At 72.0% G+C, this 16371-nt stretch carries 15 protein-coding genes and 1 pseudogene; 4 read left to right on the top strand and 12 right to left on the bottom strand.

The genetic code is table 11. The annotated features are described in order from the left end of the window. Positions 1-44: 44 nt before the first annotated feature. Entirely contained in the window at positions 45-1403 is a 1359-nt protein-coding gene (locus PGN25_16880; protein ID MEH3119210.1) for an ergothioneine biosynthesis protein EgtB, read from the bottom strand. 221 nt (positions 1404-1624) lie between these two features. Here PGN25_16880 and murI point away from each other — a divergent pair, with 221 nt between their 5' ends. Then, entirely contained in the window at positions 1625-2500 is an 876-nt protein-coding gene (gene murI, locus PGN25_16875) for a glutamate racemase (protein MEH3119209.1), read from the top strand. 39 nt (positions 2501-2539) lie between these two features. On the opposite strand, the pseudogene PGN25_16870 reads toward murI, so the two are convergent. Beyond that, positions 2540-2890, bottom strand: a pseudogene (locus tag PGN25_16870) (metallophosphoesterase family protein). Positions 2891-3180: 290 nt separating this feature from the next. On the opposite strand from PGN25_16870, the gene PGN25_16865 reads away from it, so the two are divergent. Next, a complete protein-coding gene (locus PGN25_16865; GenBank protein ID MEH3119208.1) occupies positions 3181-3381 on the top strand; it encodes a hypothetical protein in 201 nt (66 codons plus the stop codon). Positions 3382-3545: 164 nt separating this feature from the next. Here the strand turns inward: PGN25_16865 and PGN25_16860 are convergent, their stop codons facing one another. Genes PGN25_16860 through PGN25_16850 form a run of 3 tightly spaced genes read right to left on the bottom strand, consistent with a single transcriptional unit; the run spans position 3546 to position 5983 of the window. Beyond that, positions 3546-3890, bottom strand: coding sequence for a diacylglycerol kinase (locus PGN25_16860; GenBank protein MEH3119207.1), 345 nt, complete (start codon positions 3888-3890; stop codon positions 3546-3548). Then, the gene (locus PGN25_16855) at positions 3887-4969 is read right to left on the bottom strand and encodes an AbrB family transcriptional regulator (protein MEH3119206.1); all 1083 of its coding nucleotides are present in this window, start codon (positions 4967-4969) and stop codon (positions 3887-3889) included. The genes PGN25_16860 and PGN25_16855 overlap by 4 nt, the downstream gene beginning before the upstream one ends. A gap of 48 nt (positions 4970-5017) precedes the next feature. Further along, complete coding sequence (locus PGN25_16850; protein MEH3119205.1) at positions 5018-5983, bottom strand: LysR substrate-binding domain-containing protein; 966 nt, start codon at positions 5981-5983, stop codon at positions 5018-5020. A 147-nt stretch (positions 5984-6130) separates the two neighbouring features. Here PGN25_16850 and PGN25_16845 point away from each other — a divergent pair, with 147 nt between their 5' ends. Next, complete coding sequence (locus PGN25_16845; protein MEH3119204.1) at positions 6131-7720, top strand: catalase; 1590 nt, start codon at positions 6131-6133, stop codon at positions 7718-7720. Positions 7721-7910: 190 nt separating this feature from the next. On the opposite strand, the gene PGN25_16840 is transcribed toward PGN25_16845, so the two are convergent. From PGN25_16840 to miaB, 7 genes are all read right to left on the bottom strand, one after another. Beyond that, on the bottom strand, positions 7911-8486 hold the full coding sequence (locus tag PGN25_16840) for a BA14K family protein (protein ID MEH3119203.1): 576 nt from the start codon (positions 8484-8486) through the stop codon (positions 7911-7913). Between the two features lie 229 nt (positions 8487-8715). Then, positions 8716-9936 carry an MFS transporter gene (locus PGN25_16835; GenBank protein ID MEH3119202.1) on the bottom strand — a complete coding sequence of 407 codons (1221 nt, stop codon included), beginning with the start codon at positions 9934-9936 and terminating at the stop codon, positions 8716-8718. After that, entirely contained in the window at positions 9933-11639 is a 1707-nt protein-coding gene (lnt, locus tag PGN25_16830; GenBank protein MEH3119201.1) for an apolipoprotein N-acyltransferase, read from the bottom strand. Before lnt ends, PGN25_16835 begins: the two co-directional genes overlap by 4 nt. A gap of 11 nt (positions 11640-11650) precedes the next feature. Next, on the bottom strand, positions 11651-12790 hold the full coding sequence (locus PGN25_16825; GenBank protein MEH3119200.1) for a hemolysin family protein: 1140 nt from the start codon (positions 12788-12790) through the stop codon (positions 11651-11653). 36 nt (positions 12791-12826) lie between these two features. Continuing rightward, entirely contained in the window at positions 12827-13312 is a 486-nt protein-coding gene (ybeY, locus tag PGN25_16820; protein ID MEH3119199.1) for an rRNA maturation RNase YbeY, read from the bottom strand. Between the two features lie 16 nt (positions 13313-13328). Then, positions 13329-14435 (bottom strand): PhoH family protein, encoded by a 1107-nt coding sequence (locus PGN25_16815; protein ID MEH3119198.1) that lies wholly within the window; start codon positions 14433-14435, stop codon positions 13329-13331. A gap of 36 nt (positions 14436-14471) precedes the next feature. Continuing rightward, positions 14472-15812: a tRNA (N6-isopentenyl adenosine(37)-C2)-methylthiotransferase MiaB gene (gene miaB / locus PGN25_16810; protein ID MEH3119197.1), complete on the bottom strand. Its 1341-nt coding sequence runs from the start codon at positions 15810-15812 to the stop codon at positions 14472-14474. 116 nt (positions 15813-15928) lie between these two features. On the opposite strand from miaB, the gene PGN25_16805 reads away from it, so the two are divergent. Then, the gene (locus PGN25_16805) at positions 15929-16369 is read left to right on the top strand and encodes an MEKHLA domain-containing protein (protein ID MEH3119196.1); all 441 of its coding nucleotides are present in this window, start codon (positions 15929-15931) and stop codon (positions 16367-16369) included. The last annotated feature ends 2 nt before the right edge of the window (positions 16370-16371 follow it).

Raw genomic sequence — 16371 nt, 5'->3', positions numbered from 1 at the left:
GTTCGCTCCGGGACCACGGGAGAAAACGAAGACGGGAGAGCCGGTCAGGCCCGCGCGTCGGCGAGCCTCAGGCCGGTGAACTGCCAGCGCTGGTGCGGGTAGAAGAAGTTGCGGTAGCCGATCCGCGCATGCCCCTGCGCGGTGGCGACCGAGGAGCCGCGCAGCACGACCTGGTTCGACATGAACTTGCCGTTGTACTCGCCGAGCGCCCCCGCCGCCGGCCGGTAGCCCGGATAGGGGCCGTAGGCGCTGCGGGTCCATTGCCAGACGAGGCCGAAGGCGTCGTCGATCAGGCCCTCGCGGGCGGCGACCTCCCACTCGGCCTCCGTCGGCAGGTCGCGGCCCGCCCAGCGGGCGTAGGCGTCGGCCTCGTAGTAGCTGACATGGGTGACGGGCGCCGCCGGATCGACCGGCCTGCGGCCGGCGGGCGACATCATCGACCAGCCGACCCGTCCTGCCGCCGCGCCCTGTCTTGCCGCTGTGCCCTGTCTTGCCGCCGCGCGCTCTTGCGCCGAATCGGCGTCCCCTTCGGCGCAGAGCGCTTCGGTCTCGCGCCGCCAGTAGCCCGGCGCCTCCCAGGCCTCCCTCTGGACGCAGACCCAGCCGTCGTTGAGCCAGAGTTCGGCCCGTGCGTAGCCGCCGTCCGCGATGAAGGCGAGCCAGTCGCCGTTGGTGACGAGGCCGCGGTCGATCGCGGCGTCCGGCATCAGCACGTCGTGGCGCGGGCTCTCGTTGTCGAAGGCGAAGCCCGCCCCGTCGTGGCCGATCCGGGTGATGCCCTTTTTCAAGGCCGCCTTGCCCGAGGATGCCTTCGCCGCGGGCATCGTCCAGCCGGCGTCGTAGACGGGATCGAGCGGGTTCTGCGCGAAGGCGTGCAGGATGTCGGTCAGCATCAGTTCCTGATGCTGCTGCTCGTGGTAGAGCCCGATCTCCAGAATCGGCAGCGCCTGGGCCAGCACCGCATCGGAGGCCTCGCGCAGCCACACCGTCACGGCGCGGTCGACATGGGCGCGGTACTCGGCAGTCTCCTGCGCGGTCGGCCGCGTGATCATCCCGCGCATGAAGCGCGGCTGGCGCGGGCCGGCCTGCACGTAGTAGGAATTGAACAGGTAGTGCAGGCGCTCGTCGTAGACCCGGTAGCCGGGCAGGTGCGCGCCGAGCAGGAACTGTTCGAAGAACCACGTCGTGTGCGCCCGGTGCCATTTGGTCGGGCTCGCATCCTCCATCGACTGGATCTGCTGATCCTCCGGGGAGAGCGGGGCGGCGCGCCGCTCGGTCTCGTCGCGCACGGTGCGGAAGGCCGCGATCCAGGCGCCCCGGTCGATCGGGCGGGCGTCGAGCGGGGGCGGCGGAAAGGCCGCGCCGCTCTCGGGATGGGTGAGAATTGCTGCGCCGGCTGCCATTGTCGGAATCTCTTCCTCCGTTGCGCGCCGGAAATAGATGCCGACCCACCCATGACAACATGCGGAGCCGCCAAGCTGTTCGTCGCACCCCTTGTCGCACCCGCCCGGTCGGCGGTCCTTCGCGCGGCCTTTTTGCAGCCGCAGTGAGGTGTCCTTAACCCTGGCGCCCGACACTTCCCGCCCCACGGTTTCCACGGATGCGCGAGCCCGAGGCGACGGTCATGCGGATCGATCTGATGGCAGGGGCGACCCTTTCGGCGGCTTGGCCCGCCCCGACCGCTCGGCCGGTCATCCTCGTCTTCGATTCCGGCCTCGGCGGCCTCACCGTGCTGGAGCAGGTGCGCCGCGCCCGGCCGGACGCCGCCTACCTCTACGCCGCCGACGACGCGGCCTTTCCCTACGGGCGCTTGAGCGAGCCCCGATTGGTGGCGCGGGTGATCGCGGTGACGGAGCGGCTCCTGACCCTCCACGCCCCCGACCTCGTGGTGATCGCCTGCAACACCGCTTCGACCGTGGTGCTGCCGGCCCTGCGCCAGCGCTTCGTCACGCCCTTCGTCGGCGTGGTGCCGCCGATCAAGCCGGCGGCCGCACTGACCCGCTCGCGCCTCGTCTCGCTGCTGGCAACCCCCGGCACCGTGGCCCGGGCCTACACCCACGACCTCGTCCGGAACTTCGCGGGCGATTGCGCGGTGACGCCGGTGGGCTCGACGAACCTCGCGCGCTACGCCGAGGCCGAGATGGCCGGCGAGCCGGTGACGGACGCCGAAATCCTTTCCGAGATCGCGCCCTGCTTCGTCACGGCGGAGGACGGCCGGCGCACCGACGTGGTCTGCCTCTCCTGCACGCACTATCCGCTGCTGCTACCCCGCTTCGAGCGCCTCGCGCCGTGGCCGGTCGCGTGGATCGACCCGGCCCCCGCCATCGCCCGCCGCGTCGTCCAGCTTCTCGGCGAGAGGCCAGCGCGGGCGCCCGAGGCTCCGGCCGCCCGCGCCCTCTTCACCGGCGGAGCCGGGCTCAACGCGGCGCTCGGCCGCTCCCTGGAGCGGCGGGGGCTTGCGGAGACCTTGGTCGAGGCGATGCCGCTGGCGGTGAGCTGAGGGCCAAGAGCTGAGGGCCAAGCGTTCAGCGCACGCCGGGTGCGACAGGAACAGCCGCCACGTTCGCCCCGCCCCATCCTCCACGCTGATGCGGGCGCTCTCCACCGGCGGCTCGGCCCAGGGCAGGTCCAGCACGCGGTTGGTGTCGTGGTTGCCGCGCACCAGCCGCTTCACGCTGTTCAGGCGGGCGAAGACGGCGGCGCAATGCGCCCGGCTGGCATGGGCGGCGAAGTCGCCGAGATGCCAGACCGCGTCCCCCTCGCCGACCCGGGCGTTCCAGCGGGCGATCAGCGCCTCGTCGTGCGCTTCCAGCGAGGCGAAGACCCGCCGGCGACGCTCGACCAAGTAGGCGTCGCCGAAATGCGTGTCGGCGATGAAGAAGGTGGCCATGCGATCTTCACGAAAAGGGGGAGACCTGCGCCGTCTCGGAGAGGATGCGACGGCCCGGGCCCGTTTCGGAGTTGGCGCGCTTCGAACCCGCCGCAAGCCGCCGCATCACCGCGGTTGGTTTCGGCCGGCGGCGTCGGACGACAGCGATGGCGCGAGATCGGACCAGCACCATCCTGCCGTTTGCAGGGTCGAGCGGACATATCGGATGTCGCGGCATTTTTTGAGGACTTGCGGCGGAGTGCCCCCTCGGTCGCTCGGCGCACCTGCACAAACGTGCTAGCGCCTCGTCCATGCCGGTCTGGGCCAAGCTCCTCGTCGTCCTCGCTGTCGCGGTGGTCATCACCGCCTGGGGCTGGATTCTGGATCTGAGCCTCGTGACCACCCATGCCTGGCTCGTCGAACGGATCGGCCATACGGGCATGCGGCTGCTGATCGGGGCGATGGTGTTCTCGGGGGCCTGGGCCCTCTGGAAAGAGACGGAGGATCGATGAGCCGCCTTCTCTCGGTCGCGCTCCCGGCGCTGGCGCCTATCCCGGCATGGTGAACAGCGTGCTGCAGCTCGGCCTCTCGGCGCTTCATGCCTGCCCGATCGATCGCCTCGGCCGGGCGGTCCGGAGCGAGCAGGACCGTCGCCGAGCCGGGGTCGGACAACGCTTCAGAACCTATCGATGAGCGCCGCGGTCCAGACCAGGGCGGCGATGGCCTGCGCCAGGAACGCGCCCGCCGAGGCCAGATCCTTGACGATGCCGATCCGGGCGTGCCGGTCCGGATGCAGGTGGTCGCACAGCTTCTCGATCGCCGTGTTGAGGAACTCCGCCGCGAGCATCAGCATCAGGCTCGCGAGCAGCGCCACCCGCACCCACAGCGTCCCGCCGAGCACGAGCGCGGCGGGCAGGCCGAGCGCCAGCAGCACGAGTTCGAGCCGGATCGCCCGTTCGGTGCGGGCACCGAAGACGAGGCCGCGCCAGGAGTTGAGGAAGGCGTGGTAGAGCGCGATCACGCTCCGCGTCCCCCGTTCCGTTCCCCGGCCTGTCCCTCCGGCGCGGCGCGGGCGATCCACCTGGCCAGGATCGGCCCGGTCACCAGCACCACGAACAGCCGCAGGGTCTGCACCGCGAGCACGAAGGAGATGTCGGCCTTCGAGCCGACCGCGATGATCGCCACCGAATCGAGCCCGCCGGGGCTCGTGGCCAGGAAGGCGGTGAGGTAGTCGATCGGCAGCAGGCCGGTGAGGCCCCAGGCCCAGGCGGCGCACAGGGCGATGATCGCGACCGTGGCCGTGAGGACGCCGGGCAGGGCATGGAGCGTCGCCTCCAGGGTCCGGCGGGTGAAGCGCAGGCCGACATACCAGCCGATCACCGCGTAGGCGGCATCGAGCACCGGGACGGGCAGCGCGATGTCGAGCAGGCCCGTGGCGTGCAGGCCGGCGCCGAGCAGCATCGGCCCGATCAGGGGCGCGGAGGGCAGGCGCACCAGCGCCGCGAGCCCGGCGCCGGCGAGGGCGACCGCGGCGGTGGCGAGGAGGCCGGCCCAGGTCCAGGAGGCCTCCTGCGCCGGCTCGCCGGCACCGCCGCCGGCCTCGGTGAGGAGCCGCGCGGCGAGCGAGGCCGAGAGCACCACGGCGGCGACCCGCACGTATTGCATGAAGGCGACGAGCCGGGGATCGGCGCCGTACGCCTCGGCCATCGCCACCATCGCGGCGGCACCTCCCGGCGAGGAGCCCCAGGCGGCCGTCGTGCCGGGCAGCACTCGCAGCCGCGTCAGCGCCAATCCGGTCAGGGCGCCCGCCGCCACGGTCACGCCGACCACCGCCAGGATGATCGGCCCGTCCTCGCGCAAGGTCGCGGCGATCTCGGCCGTCGCCGCGCGGGCGACGAGGCAGCCGATCACGGCCTGCGCCGCCAGGAACAGCGGGCGCGGCAGCGCGAGCCCGGCTCCGCGCAGGCCGAAGGTGATCGCGGCCAGCATCGGCCCGAGCAGCAGGGCGGCGGGGAAATGCGCCCGGGTCAGGCCGTAGGCGAGGACGGCCGAGGCGGCGGCGAGCGCCGTCCAGCGCACGATCGGGTGGCGGTGGGACAAGGCGGGCTGTTTTCTCGCGCGGAGGGCGCGGATGCGACGCGCCCGCCGCTACACCGCTTCGGCGCGGCTGTCACGCCGGGCGACGGGCACGGCGTCCTCCCGGCAGGCGGCGGTGCTCGGCGGGGCGTGGGCCCGGAAGAAGGCGGCCAGGTGCGCGAGGCCCGCCGCGCGGGGGTCGCTGGAGCGCCACGCCAGGGCGACGGTGCGGCCGGGCCCCTCCCCCTCGAACGGGCGCATCACCGTGAGCCCGCTCGGATCGGGGCCGGAGGGGACGGCCAGAGCCGGGATCAGGGTGTAGCCGGCGCCCGCCGCCACCATCGAGCGCAGGGTCTCCAGGCTGGTGGCATGGCGCCCGCCCGCCCGCAGGGTGCCGCAGGCGGCGATGGTCTGGTCGCGCAGGCAGTTGCCCTCGTCCAGAAGCAGCAGATCCGGCCCCCCGATCTTTTCCGCCCGCGGCGGTGCGCCCTGGGCGAGCGGATGATCGGCCGGGCAGGCGAGCCGGAACGGCTCGACGAAGAGCGGCGAGACCGTGAGCCCGGAGGCCGCCACCGGCAGGGAGATCAGGGCCGCGTCGATGCGCCCGTCGCGCAGGCCGTCGAGGATCTCGGCGGTGCGCGCCTCGGAGAGCGCCAGGGTCAGCAGCGGAAATTCCTGGCGCAGCAGGCGCAGGACCAGGGGGAAGTAGTAGGGCCCGAGCGTCTGGATCGCGGCGAGCACGAGCCGGCCGGTGAGCGGCGAGCCGCGCCCCTCGACCGCGAGCGCCAGCAGGCGCTGCGCCTCCGCCAGCACGACGCGGGCCTGCCGCACGATTCCCTGCCCCGCCACGGTCAGCAGCACGCGGCGGTTGGAGCGTTCGAACAAGGCCAGCCCCAGCGCGTTCTCCAGTTTGCGCACCTGCACCGAGAGCGTCGGCTGGCTCACGTTGCAGCGTTCGGCGGCTCGGCCGAAATGCCCCTCGTCGGCGACCGCCACGGCATATTCGAGATCGCGCAGGGAAAGGCCCGAGAATTTCATAGGAAACATCTATCACAACGTTTGTGACGATGCATTTGCCAACGGGTCATACCTGGGTCATACCCCCGAAACAGAATGGTTCCAGGCTGTGCGGACGCGCCGAGCGATCCACCCTGAAGCCCTTGCCTCCCAAGGAGAGAGTGACGCATGAGCGAGAACCGTCCGATTCTGACCACCCGCCAGGGCCACCCGGTCCGCGACAACCAGAGCACGCGCACGGTCGGCGAGCGGGGCCCGGCGACCCTCGAGAACTACCAGTTCATCGAGAAGATCACCCATTTCGACCGCGAGCGCATTCCGGAGCGGGTGGTGCATGCCCGCGGCGCCGGTGCCCACGGCTGGTTCGAGGCCTACGGCACGATCGGCGACGAGCCGGCCTCCAAGTACACCCGCGCCCGCGTGCTCAACGAGACCGGCGTGAAGACGCCGATGTTCGTGCGCTTCTCCACCGTCGCCGGCGCCAAGGAGAGCCCTGAGACCGAGCGCGACCCGCGCGGCTTCGCGGTGAAGTTCAAGACCGTCGAGGGCAACTGGGACCTCGTGGGCAACAACCTCAAGGTCTTCTTCATCCGCGACGCGATCAAGTTCCCCGACATGATCCACGCGTTCAAGCCGGACCCGGTGACGAACCGCCAGGAGGCGTGGCGCTTCTTCGACTTCGTGGCGCAGCACCCCGAAGCGATCCACATGGTGACGTGGCTGAAGTCGCCGTGGGGCATCCCGGCGAACTACCGCGAGATGGAAGGCTCGGGCGTCAACACCTACAAGCTGGTCAACGACCGGGGCGAGGCAGTGCTCTGCAAGTTCCACTGGCAGCCGAAGCAGGGCGTCCGCAACCTGACCTCCGGTCAGGCTTCCGAGATCCAGGCCAAGGATGTCGGCCACGCGACGCGCGACCTCTACGACACCATCCAGGCCGGCAACTTCCCCGAATGGGAATTCTGCGTGCAGATCATGCCCGACGGCCCGAACGACCACCTCTCGTTCGATCCGCTGGACGACACGAAGCGCTGGCCCGAGGACCAGTTCCCGTTGCTGCCGGTCGGCCGCATGGTGCTCGACCGCGTGCCGGACAACTTCTTCGCGGAGGTCGAGCAGTCGGCCTTCGGCACCGGCGTGCTCGTGGACGGCATCGACTTCTCGGACGACAAGATGCTCCAGGGCCGGACCCTGTCCTACTCGGACACGCAGCGCTACCGCGTCGGCGCCAACTACCTGCAACTGCCGATCAACGCGCCGCAGCCCGGCGTGAAGGTCTTTTCCAACCAGCGCGACGGCCAGATGGCCTACGGCGTCGACGGCACGGGGACGAACCGGCACATCAACTACGAGCCCTCGACGCTCGGCGAGGGTCTCGCCGAGGCGCCGAAGCGCAAGGAGTATCACCAGCCGGTCACGGGCAATCTCGGCCGCTACCAGACCTCGCGCACCGAGGACGACTACGCCCAGGCGGGTCACCGCTACCGGACCTTCGAGGACTGGGAGCGCGAGGACCTGATCGCCAACCTCGTGGCCGACATGAAGCAGTGCCCGGAAGCCATCCGGCTTCGGATGGTCTGGCACTTCTGGCACGCGGACGAGGATTACGGCCGCCGCGTCGCCGAGGGTGCCGGGATCGACCTGGAGAAGGCCAAGGCCCTGCCGCCGCTGCCGGGCCGCGCCGCCCCGCACAAGCGTCTCTCGCCCGAGACCTACACCGAGGGCGGCAACGCCCCGCAGAAGGTCGCCGCGGAGTAAGAGCGCCTCACGAAACTCCCGGTCACTGACCGTTCTCGCCCTGACGACGACAGCGCGGCGGGAGTCTCGTGAGAGACACTGAGGCCGGCGATCCGCTGACGTGAAAGAAACCCCGCCCGACCGTGAGGTCGGGCGGGGTTTCTCTTTGCCGTGGAGGAAGCGCCGAAGCGCAGCTTCCCCATCCGGACCCTTACGGGCAGGAGCGGCGCACGCCGCCCTTGCCGACGTAGGTCTGGCTCTGCGGATCGTAGGTCTTGAACCGGCGGGCGCACTCGGCCACCGCGGCATCGCCGCCACCGGGCGCGACATCGGTGGTCACCGTCTCGGCGCCGTAATACCCGGCCGGCGCGTAGTACCCGTCGTCGTAACCGTAGCCGTAGCCCGGATAGCCGTAGGCGCCGTAGAGACCGCCGGCGGCAAGGCCGAGCCCGAGACCTAGCCCGCCGTAGCCGTAACCGCGGCGGTGGAAGCCGGCATTGCGCCAGCGGTTGCCGCCGTACCAGCCCCGGCCACCGAAGCCGGGCCGCACACCGGCGACGCCGTTGCCGAAGCCGGGGCGGCCCGCAAACCCGCCGCGACCGATCCCGGGCCGGCCGGCGAAACCGCCACCGCCGATTCCACCGCCACGGAAGCCGCCACTGACAAGCCCGCCGCGACCGAAGCCGCCCGCGCCGCGGGCGCCGCCGCCGGGGCGCGCGTCGGCGGTCACAGGCAGGTAGGCCAGCGCGCCCGCGAGGACGGCCGAGGCCATGAATATGCGCTTCATTGCGATTTCCTGTGTGTCGAGCGTAAAGCCAAGGTCGGGCTTGGGCCGGCATGACCGGCCGTCATGTTCGAAACGTCCGATGACGGCCGTCGATCCAACGGCCAGGATTGGCCGAATGCCGCGGCGGCGTCTGCATCCAGGTGCGGAACTTCAATAGGAGGCGGGAGACATCCGTCTCGGGCCGCGGATGATCGTGGACGCCGGATCGAGAGATTCCGGCATCGGCTCGTCAAACCGCTGCGGGGCGTCCCGGCCCCAGGCCGACATGCCGGGCGCGGCCGGCGCCGAGGCCGCAGGCGAGGGAGAGGGTCGCGATGCCGGTGAACAGGGCGGCGGGCCAAGCCCAGCCGCCGCTGCCTTCGTGGGCCAGCCCGAAGCCGAGGGGGCCGAGGGCGGCGAGCGTGTAGCCGATGCCCTGCGCCATCGCCGAGAGCGATCCGGCGGTGGCCGCCTCGGGCGCGCGCAGGACGATCACGGTCAGCCCGAGCCCGAAGCAGCCGCCGAGCGCCAGCCCGAGGGCGACGGCCGCCGGGATCAGCAGGGGAGCGGGGCCGAAGGCGGCGAGCAGGAAGCTCGCCACGATGACGACGAGGACGGCGGCGATCCAGCCGCGCTGATCCCGCGCCCGGGCGGCGAGCGTGGCGATGACCAGCGCGCCCGGGGCTTGGCCCAGGGTCACGACCGAGGCGACGAAGCCCGCCTCCAGCGGGCTGAGGCCCCTGCCCTCCAGCACCGCCGGCAGCCAGCCGAACAGGATGTAGGCGAGCGAGGATTGCAGGCCCATGAAGCCGGTGACCTGCCACGCCAGCGGGTCGCGCCGCAGGGGCGCAGGCCCCTGTCCGGATCCTATTCCCGGCGCGCGAGGCGTCGGGCGCTGCCGGGCGAGCGGCAGCCAGAGCGGCATCGCGGCGAGCGCCGGCAGGCACCACAGGGCCAGCGCCGGCGCCCAGCCGCCGAGTGCGTCCCGCAGGGGGACGCCGAAGCCGGTGCCGGCGGCGGCGCCGAGGCAGAGCGTCATCGTGTAGAGGCCGGTCATGCGCCCGGCGGAAGCCGGAAAGTCGCGCTTGACCATCACCGGCAGGAGCACGTTGGCGAGCCCGATGCCGAGGCCCGCGAGCGCGCAGCCCGCGAACAGCAGGACGAGGCTGCCCGGCCAGCGCAGGGCGAGCCCCGCGGCCACCGCGCCGAGGCCGACGAGCACGCCGGCATCGGCGCCGATGCGGCGCATGATCCAGGGGCCGAGCCCGGCGCCCAACCCGAGGCAGAGCACCGGCAGGGTGGTGAGGAGCGCGGCCCCCGCCGCCGAAAGCCCGGTCTCGGCGAGGATGCCGGTGAGCAGCGGACCGACGCTGGAGAGTGCCGGGCGCAGGTTGAAGGCCGCCGCCAGCACCGCGGCGGCGATCAGCGCGGCTCGCCGAGGCGGCGACCGGCGCGCCTCCGTGTTCGTCATGTCCGCCGCCGCCGGGCGGCGAGTGCGACGAGGAGGCAGCCGATCAGCCCGGCCCCGAACGGCGCATCACCGAAGATGGCGTAGAGGGTGCGGCCGGGCAGCCGCTCGGGCAGGCTCGCATCGAGCACGCCCTCGATGCCGAGCGGCAGGCCGGCGATCACCCGGCCGTGGGCGTCGACCACCGCCGAGATGCCGGAGTTGGCGTCGCGCACCAGCGGCAGGCCCTCCTCCACCGCCCGCAGGCGGGCCTGCGCGAAGTGCTGGCGCGGGCCGGGCGTGTCGCCGAACCACGCATCGTTGGTGAGGTTCAGGATCAGTCCGGGAAGTCTGCCCGGTCCCCTCGGCGCGCCCTCGGCCGGCAGGATCGCGCCGGGGAAGATCGCCTCGTAGCAGAGCGTGGCCGCGACCGGCGGCAGGCCCGGCACGTCGAGGATGCGCTGGCCGGCGCGATCCCCCGCGGTGAAGCCGCCGGGGATGGAGACGAACTGGCGCAGGCCCACCGCCCGCAGGATCGCGTCGAGCGGCCCCGGCAGGTATTCGCCGAAGGGCACGAGGTGGACCTTGTCGTAGAGGTCGCCGATGCGTCCGCCCGGGCCGATGGTCAGGATGGAATTGAAGAAGACCGCGTTCTCGCGGGTCAGGCGCTCGCCGTCGGGGCGTTCGTGCACCCGCGCGGCGCCGGTGACGAGCTGCTTGCCTTCGGGCAGCGCCGCGCCGATGCGCCCGAGGGCTTCCGGGTCGCGCTGGATCAGGAACGGGAAGGCCGATTCGGGCCAGATCAGGTGGGTGACGTCGGCGATGCCCGTGCGGTCGGGCGAGACCGCCCGGTCGCTCAGTTCGAGGTACTTGCCGACGATCCGCTTGCGGTTCTCGACGCCGAACTTGTCGTCCTGCGGGACGTTCGGCTGGATCAGCCGCAGGCGCACCCCGGCCACGGTCGAGTCGGGCCCGGCGGGAACGCGCCCCGCGCCGTAGGCGGCAAGCCCCGCGAGCAGGACCAGTGCCGCCAGCGTCGGCGCGACCCGGGCCCGCGGCGTCGCGCCGGTGGCGAGCGTCGCGGGCGCGGCGGCGACGAGCACCGCGATCAGGGTCAGGCCGTAGAGGCCGACCAGTGAGGCCGCCTGCATGGTCCAGAGGTTGCCCCCGAGCGCCATGCCGAGCGTGTTCCAGGGAAAGCCCGTGAGGATATGGCCGCGCAGCCACTCGGCGGCGGCGAGGCCGAACGCCAGCGCCGCGATCCGGGCGGCACCCCGCGACCAGACGAGGCGGGCGGCGGCAAAGCCCGCGGCGAAGAACAGGGCGAGCCCCGCCGGCAGGCCGACGACGCCGAGCGGCATCGCCCAGGCGAACTGGTCCGCCTCGACGAGGAAGGCCGCGCCGAGCCACCACAGGCCGGCGGTGAAGTAGCCGAAGCCCCAGGCCCAGCCGATGCCGGCGCAGACGAGCAGCGTGCGCCGGCCGGAGCCGGCGACCGCCGCCCCGTCGATCAGCCAGACGGCGACGCAGAGCGACACGACGAGCGCCGGGAACAGGCCGTAGGGCGGCATGGCGAGCGCGCCCAGCGCCCCCGCGGCGACGGTGATCGCCAGCCGCATCCAGCCCTGGCTCAGGATGATCCGATGCGCGATCGCCTCGAGCACACCGATCCGCGCCGCGGCCGGGCGCGTGCCGGCGCCGGGCGCGCGGCCGAGCGTGACGGTCATGCCGTGGTCTCTTACCGGCCGGATTCGGCGGCCTGCGCCGTGTCGGCGTCGGGCGGCACGGCGCGCGGCGGCGGCAGGGCGAGCGGCACGACCGTCCCGATCCTGGCCGGCATGCGCTGGAGCCTGAGCCGCTTCACCCGGCGGGGGTCGGCGTCGAGCACCTCGAACTCGATGTCGCCGGGGCCGGCGATCAACTCGCCGCGCGACGGCACCCGGCCGGCCAGCGTGACGATCAGGCCGCCGATGGTGTCGATCTCCTCGGCCATCTCGCCCACCGCGGCGACGAGATCGACGCCGGTGGCCTCCGAGACCTCGGCGAGGCCGGCCCGGGCATCGGCGATATAGGCCTCCGCTTCGCCCTCGACGCGGTTGACGAGCCGGCCCTCGGCCACGTCGTGCTCGTCCTCGATGTCGCCGACCACCATCTCGATCAGGTCCTCGATCGAGATCAGCCCGTCGGTGCCGCCGTACTCGTCGATGACCAGGGCCATGTGGGTGCGCGTCGCCTGCATCCGCACCAGCAGGTCGATGGCCGGCATGGAGGGCGGCACGAACAGGACGGGCCGCTGGATGCGGGTGGAGGCCAGCGTCGCGGTCAGATCGACCTTGCCGAGGTCGAGTCCGCGCAGCGCCCCCCGGGCCGAGGCCGCGCGGCGCGGACGCGGGGCGGCCTTGGCGCCATCGGGCGCAGCCGCCGCGGGCTGTGCCGCCGGGCGGCGCGGGGCGGCCTCCGCCCTGGTGGCGAGGTATTCCACGAAATCGCGGATGTGGACCATGCCGCGAGGATCGTCGAGGGTCTCGCCGTAGACCGGCAGGCGCGAATGGCCGGCGGTGCGGAACAGCTTGAGCAGGTCGCCGAGGCTGGTGTCGATGGCCACCGCCACGATGTCGGCCCGGGGCAGCATCACGTCGTCGACCCGCACCTTGTGCAGGCCGAGCACGTTCTTGAGCATGGCCCGTTCGAGCGGGGAGAAGGCGTCCTCGCCCGTGTCGGGCTCGGCCAGGGCCTCTTCGATGCCGGTGCGCAGGGAGTCGCGCGGACGCAGGTGGAAGACGTTCAGCAGACGATCGTACCACGCCTCGCGTGGGGGCGGTTCGGCGTCCGCGGCTGGCGCGGCCAGGGCCGCGCCGCGACTTCGGTCGTTGGTCATGGGTCTCTGGGTTGGATGCGGCGGGAGTGCCGGGAATCAGTCGTCGTAGGGGGTCGGGACGCCGAGGCTGCGCAGCGCGGCGATCTCGAGCGCTTCCATGGCATCGGCTTCGGCCTCGCCGGTCTCATGGTCCTGTCCGAGAAGGTGAAGGGTGCCATGGACGAGGAGGTGGGCGAGATGGTGCTCGAACGGCTTCGACTGCTCGGCACTCTCGCGCACGAGCGTGTCATACGCAAGAACGACGTCGCCCAAGGGGCGCGCCATGCCCGGTTGGAGCGGCCCGTCCGCGGCCGGAAACGACAGCACGTTGGTGGGCTTATCCTTGCCGCGCCACGTGCGGTTCAGGGTCTGCACGGTGGCGTCGTCGGCCAGCAGCACGCTCACCTCGACCGGGCCGGAACCCGAATCGGGCAGAATCGCCAACCCGGCCTCGACCGCCCGCTCCACGAAGGTTTCCAGATCGGGGACGGCCTGTTCCCAGCGCGCATCCTCGACGGCGATGTCGATCTCGTTGTCGCTCATGACGTCGGGGCAGCGGTCACGCCAGCGGCCGGCGCCGCGGGTTCGGGTTGCGGTCGGCCTCCGCCTCGCCGTGGGCGGCGGCCTCGTAGGCGGTGACGATGCGGCGCACGAGGTCGTGGCGCACCACGTCCACGTCGCGGAAGCGCACCCGGCCGATGCCCTCGACGCCGTCGAGCACGTTGACCGCCTCGACGAGGCCCGATTTCTGGCCCGGCGGCAGGTCGATCTGGCTCGGATCGCCGGTGACGATCATGCGCGAGTTCTCGCCCAACCGCGTCAGGAACATCTTCATCTGCATCGAGGTGGTGTTCTGCGCTTCATCCAGCAGCACCACGGCGTTGGTGAGCGTGCGTCCGCGCATGAAGGCGAGCGGCGCGATCTCGATGATGCCGGTCTGCAGGCCGCGGTCGACGTGGCGCGCCTCCATGAAGTCGTAGAGCGCGTCGTAGATCGGGCGGAGATACGGGTCGACCTTCTCGCGCATGTCGCCGGGCAGGAAGCCGAGCCGCTCGCCGGCCTCGACCGCGGGCCGCGACAGGATCAGGCGCTCGGCATGGCCCTGCTCCAGCAGCGAGACCGCGTGGCCGACCGCGAGCCAGGTCTTGCCGGTGCCGGCGGGGCCTTCGGCGAAGACGAGTTCGTTGGCGCGTAAGGCCTTGATGTACTCGCTCTGCGCGGCGTTGCGGGCACGAACGGCGCCGCGCTTGCGGGTGGCGATCTGCTCGAACGGCTCGCGGCCGTCGTCGGCGACGATTTCCGCCGAGGGGAACAGGTTGCCTTGGACGGTGACCTCCTGGATCACGCCATCGACGTCGCCGAGAGTGAGGGCCGTGCCGCCCTTCCGCACCCGGGCGTAGAGCCGTTCGAACACGCGCCGCGCCTTCTCGGCGGCTTCCGGCGTGCCCTTGACGACGAGGTGGTTGCCGAGCGCCGTGCCGGTGATGCCCAGGCGCCGCTCGATATGGGCGACGTTCTGGTCGTACTGGCCGAAGACGAGGCTGGCGAGGCGGTTGTCGTCGAAGGTCAGCGACACCTCGACGGTCTCGGCCAGTCCCGGGCGCCCGGTCGAAGGGCGGTTGCTGCGGCCGGCGGGGCCACGGGCGGACGCAACGTCAATCGGCACGCGAGAATTCCGGCATGGTGGTCCGCCTCATATAGGTCACGCCGCCGCTGCCGCACCCTCCGGCACCTCGCCGAACAGGCTGTTCGAACCCGCCCGGGTGATGCGCACCGGCACCAGGGTGCCGATGACTGCGGCCGGCGCGTCGAACTGCACCGCCTGGAGATGGGGCGTCTTGCCCGCGACCTGCCCCGGATGCCGGCCGGTCTTCTCGACCAGGATCTCGGCGACCGTGCCGACCGCGGCCGCGTTGAAGGCGTGGCGCTGCGCGTCGAGAAGCTCCTGGAGGGCGGCGAGCCGCCCGGTCTTCACCGCCTCCGGCACCGCGTCCTCCCGCTCCGCCGCCGGCGTGCCGGCGCGGGGGCTGTACTTGAACGAGAAGGCCGCCGCAAAGCCGATGTCGGAGACGAGGCGCATCGTGTCGGCGAAGTCGGCGTCGGTCTCGCCGGGGAATCCGACGATGAAGTCCGAGGACAGGGCGATGTCGGGCCGCGCGCTCCGGATGCGCTCGATCAGCCGGCGGTAGGCGTCGCCGGTATGACGCCGGTTCATCGCCTGCAGGATGCGGTCCGAGCCCGACTGCACCGGCAGGTGCAGGTAGGGCATCACCAGCGGGTTCCTTTCGTGGGCGCGCACGAGATCGTCGGCGAAGTCGTTCGGGTGGCTCGTGGTGTAGCGCAGGCGCAGCAGGCCCGGCACCGCGCCGAGTGCGTCCATGAGATGCCCGAGCGTCGCGGGCGCTCCGTCCGGCCCCTCGCCGTGATAGGCGTTCACGTTCTGGCCGATCAGGGTGATCTCGCGCACCCCGCCCTCGACCAGACGGCGCGCCTCCTCGACCACCGCCGCCACCGAGCGCGAAACCTCGGCGCCGCGGGTATAGGGCACCACGCAGAAGGCGCAGAACTTGTCGCAGCCCTCCTGAACCGTGAGGAAGCCGGTGACGCCGCGGTTGCGCCGGGCGGGCAGGTGATCGAACTTGTCCTCGACCGGGAACTCGGTGTCGACGACGCGTGTCTCGCGCGATTGACGCAGCAGGTCCGGCAGGCGGTGATAGCTCTGCGGGCCGACCACCACGTCGACGGCCGGCGCGCGAGAGAGAATCTCGCGGCCCTCGGCCTGGGCGACGCAGCCCGCCACGACGATGCGGGTGTCCCGGCCGCTCTCGGCCCGCTCGCCCTTGAGCACGCGCAGGCGCCCGAGTTCCGAATAGACCTTCTCGGCGGCCTTCTCGCGGATGTGGCAGGTGTTGAGGACGACGATGTCGGCCTCCTCGACCGAATCCGTCGCGCTGTAGCCCTCGGCCGCCAGCACGTCGGCCATGCGGCCGGCGTCGTAGGCGTTCATCTGGCAGCCGTAGGACTTGACGTAGGCTTTCTTCAAGATCGCAACCCTGCCGTCGGCGGACGGCGTGTTTTACAGGACTTTTCGTTCGAGCGGCCCTGTAGCACGGTTCGTCCGCCGACACGATTCCGTTGCGAAACCCGGACGGTTCACGCGTGGCCCTCGCCGACGATCCCCGCTTCTTCGCGCTTCTGACCGGCAGCTTCCTGCACCTCGTCGGGCGTCCGCTCGTCCCCGAGCCGGGCCTCGGGCCGGGCTGGCTCTACGCGGGGGCGCCCTTCGCGGTGCTCGCGCACGACACGAGCCCCGATCCGCTCTTCGTCTACGCCAACCGGGCGGCGCAGAGCGCCTTCGGCTACACGTGGGATGCGTTCGTCGGCATGCCGTCGCGCCTCTCCGCGGAGGCGCCGGAACGGGCCGAGCGGCAGCGCCTGCTCGATGCGGTCGCCCGCGACGGCTTCGTCTCGGGCTATGCCGGGATTCGCGTCGCCAGGGACGGACGGCGCTTCCCCGTCACCGACGGCGTGGTCTGGCAACTCGTCGACGAGGCCGGGGGCGTCCACGGGCAGGCGGCGACCTTTCCGCTGCCGGGTTGAGC

The sequence above is a fragment of the Methylorubrum populi genome (genome assembly GCA_036946625.1).
In the GTDB taxonomy this organism is placed as follows: Bacteria; Pseudomonadota; Alphaproteobacteria; order Rhizobiales; family Beijerinckiaceae; genus Methylobacterium; species Methylobacterium populi_C.
This window is presented reverse-complemented; position numbering and strand designations above follow the sequence as displayed.

Excerpts from the sequence above, each read along its gene's own strand:
- lnt (MEH3119201.1), bottom strand. The coding sequence starts at position 11,639 with ATGACCGTCACGCTCGGCCGCGCGCCCGGCGCCGGCACGCGCCCGGCC.
- ybeY (MEH3119199.1), bottom strand. The coding sequence starts at position 13,312 with ATGAGCGACAACGAGATCGACATCGCCGTCGAGGATGCGCGCTGGGAA.
- PGN25_16850 (MEH3119205.1), bottom strand. The coding sequence starts at position 5,983 with ATGAAATTCTCGGGCCTTTCCCTGCGCGATCTCGAATATGCCGTGGCG.
- PGN25_16880 (MEH3119210.1), bottom strand. The coding sequence starts at position 1,403 with ATGGCAGCCGGCGCAGCAATTCTCACCCATCCCGAGAGCGGCGCGGCC.
- PGN25_16835 (MEH3119202.1), bottom strand. The coding sequence starts at position 9,936 with ATGACGAACACGGAGGCGCGCCGGTCGCCGCCTCGGCGAGCCGCGCTG.
- murI (MEH3119209.1), top strand. The coding sequence starts at position 1,625 with ATGCGGATCGATCTGATGGCAGGGGCGACCCTTTCGGCGGCTTGGCCC.
- PGN25_16825 (MEH3119200.1), bottom strand. The coding sequence starts at position 12,790 with ATGACCAACGACCGAAGTCGCGGCGCGGCCCTGGCCGCGCCAGCCGCG.
- PGN25_16845 (MEH3119204.1), top strand. The coding sequence starts at position 6,131 with ATGAGCGAGAACCGTCCGATTCTGACCACCCGCCAGGGCCACCCGGTC.
- PGN25_16865 (MEH3119208.1), top strand. The coding sequence starts at position 3,181 with ATGCCGGTCTGGGCCAAGCTCCTCGTCGTCCTCGCTGTCGCGGTGGTC.
- PGN25_16840 (MEH3119203.1), bottom strand. The coding sequence starts at position 8,486 with ATGAAGCGCATATTCATGGCCTCGGCCGTCCTCGCGGGCGCGCTGGCC.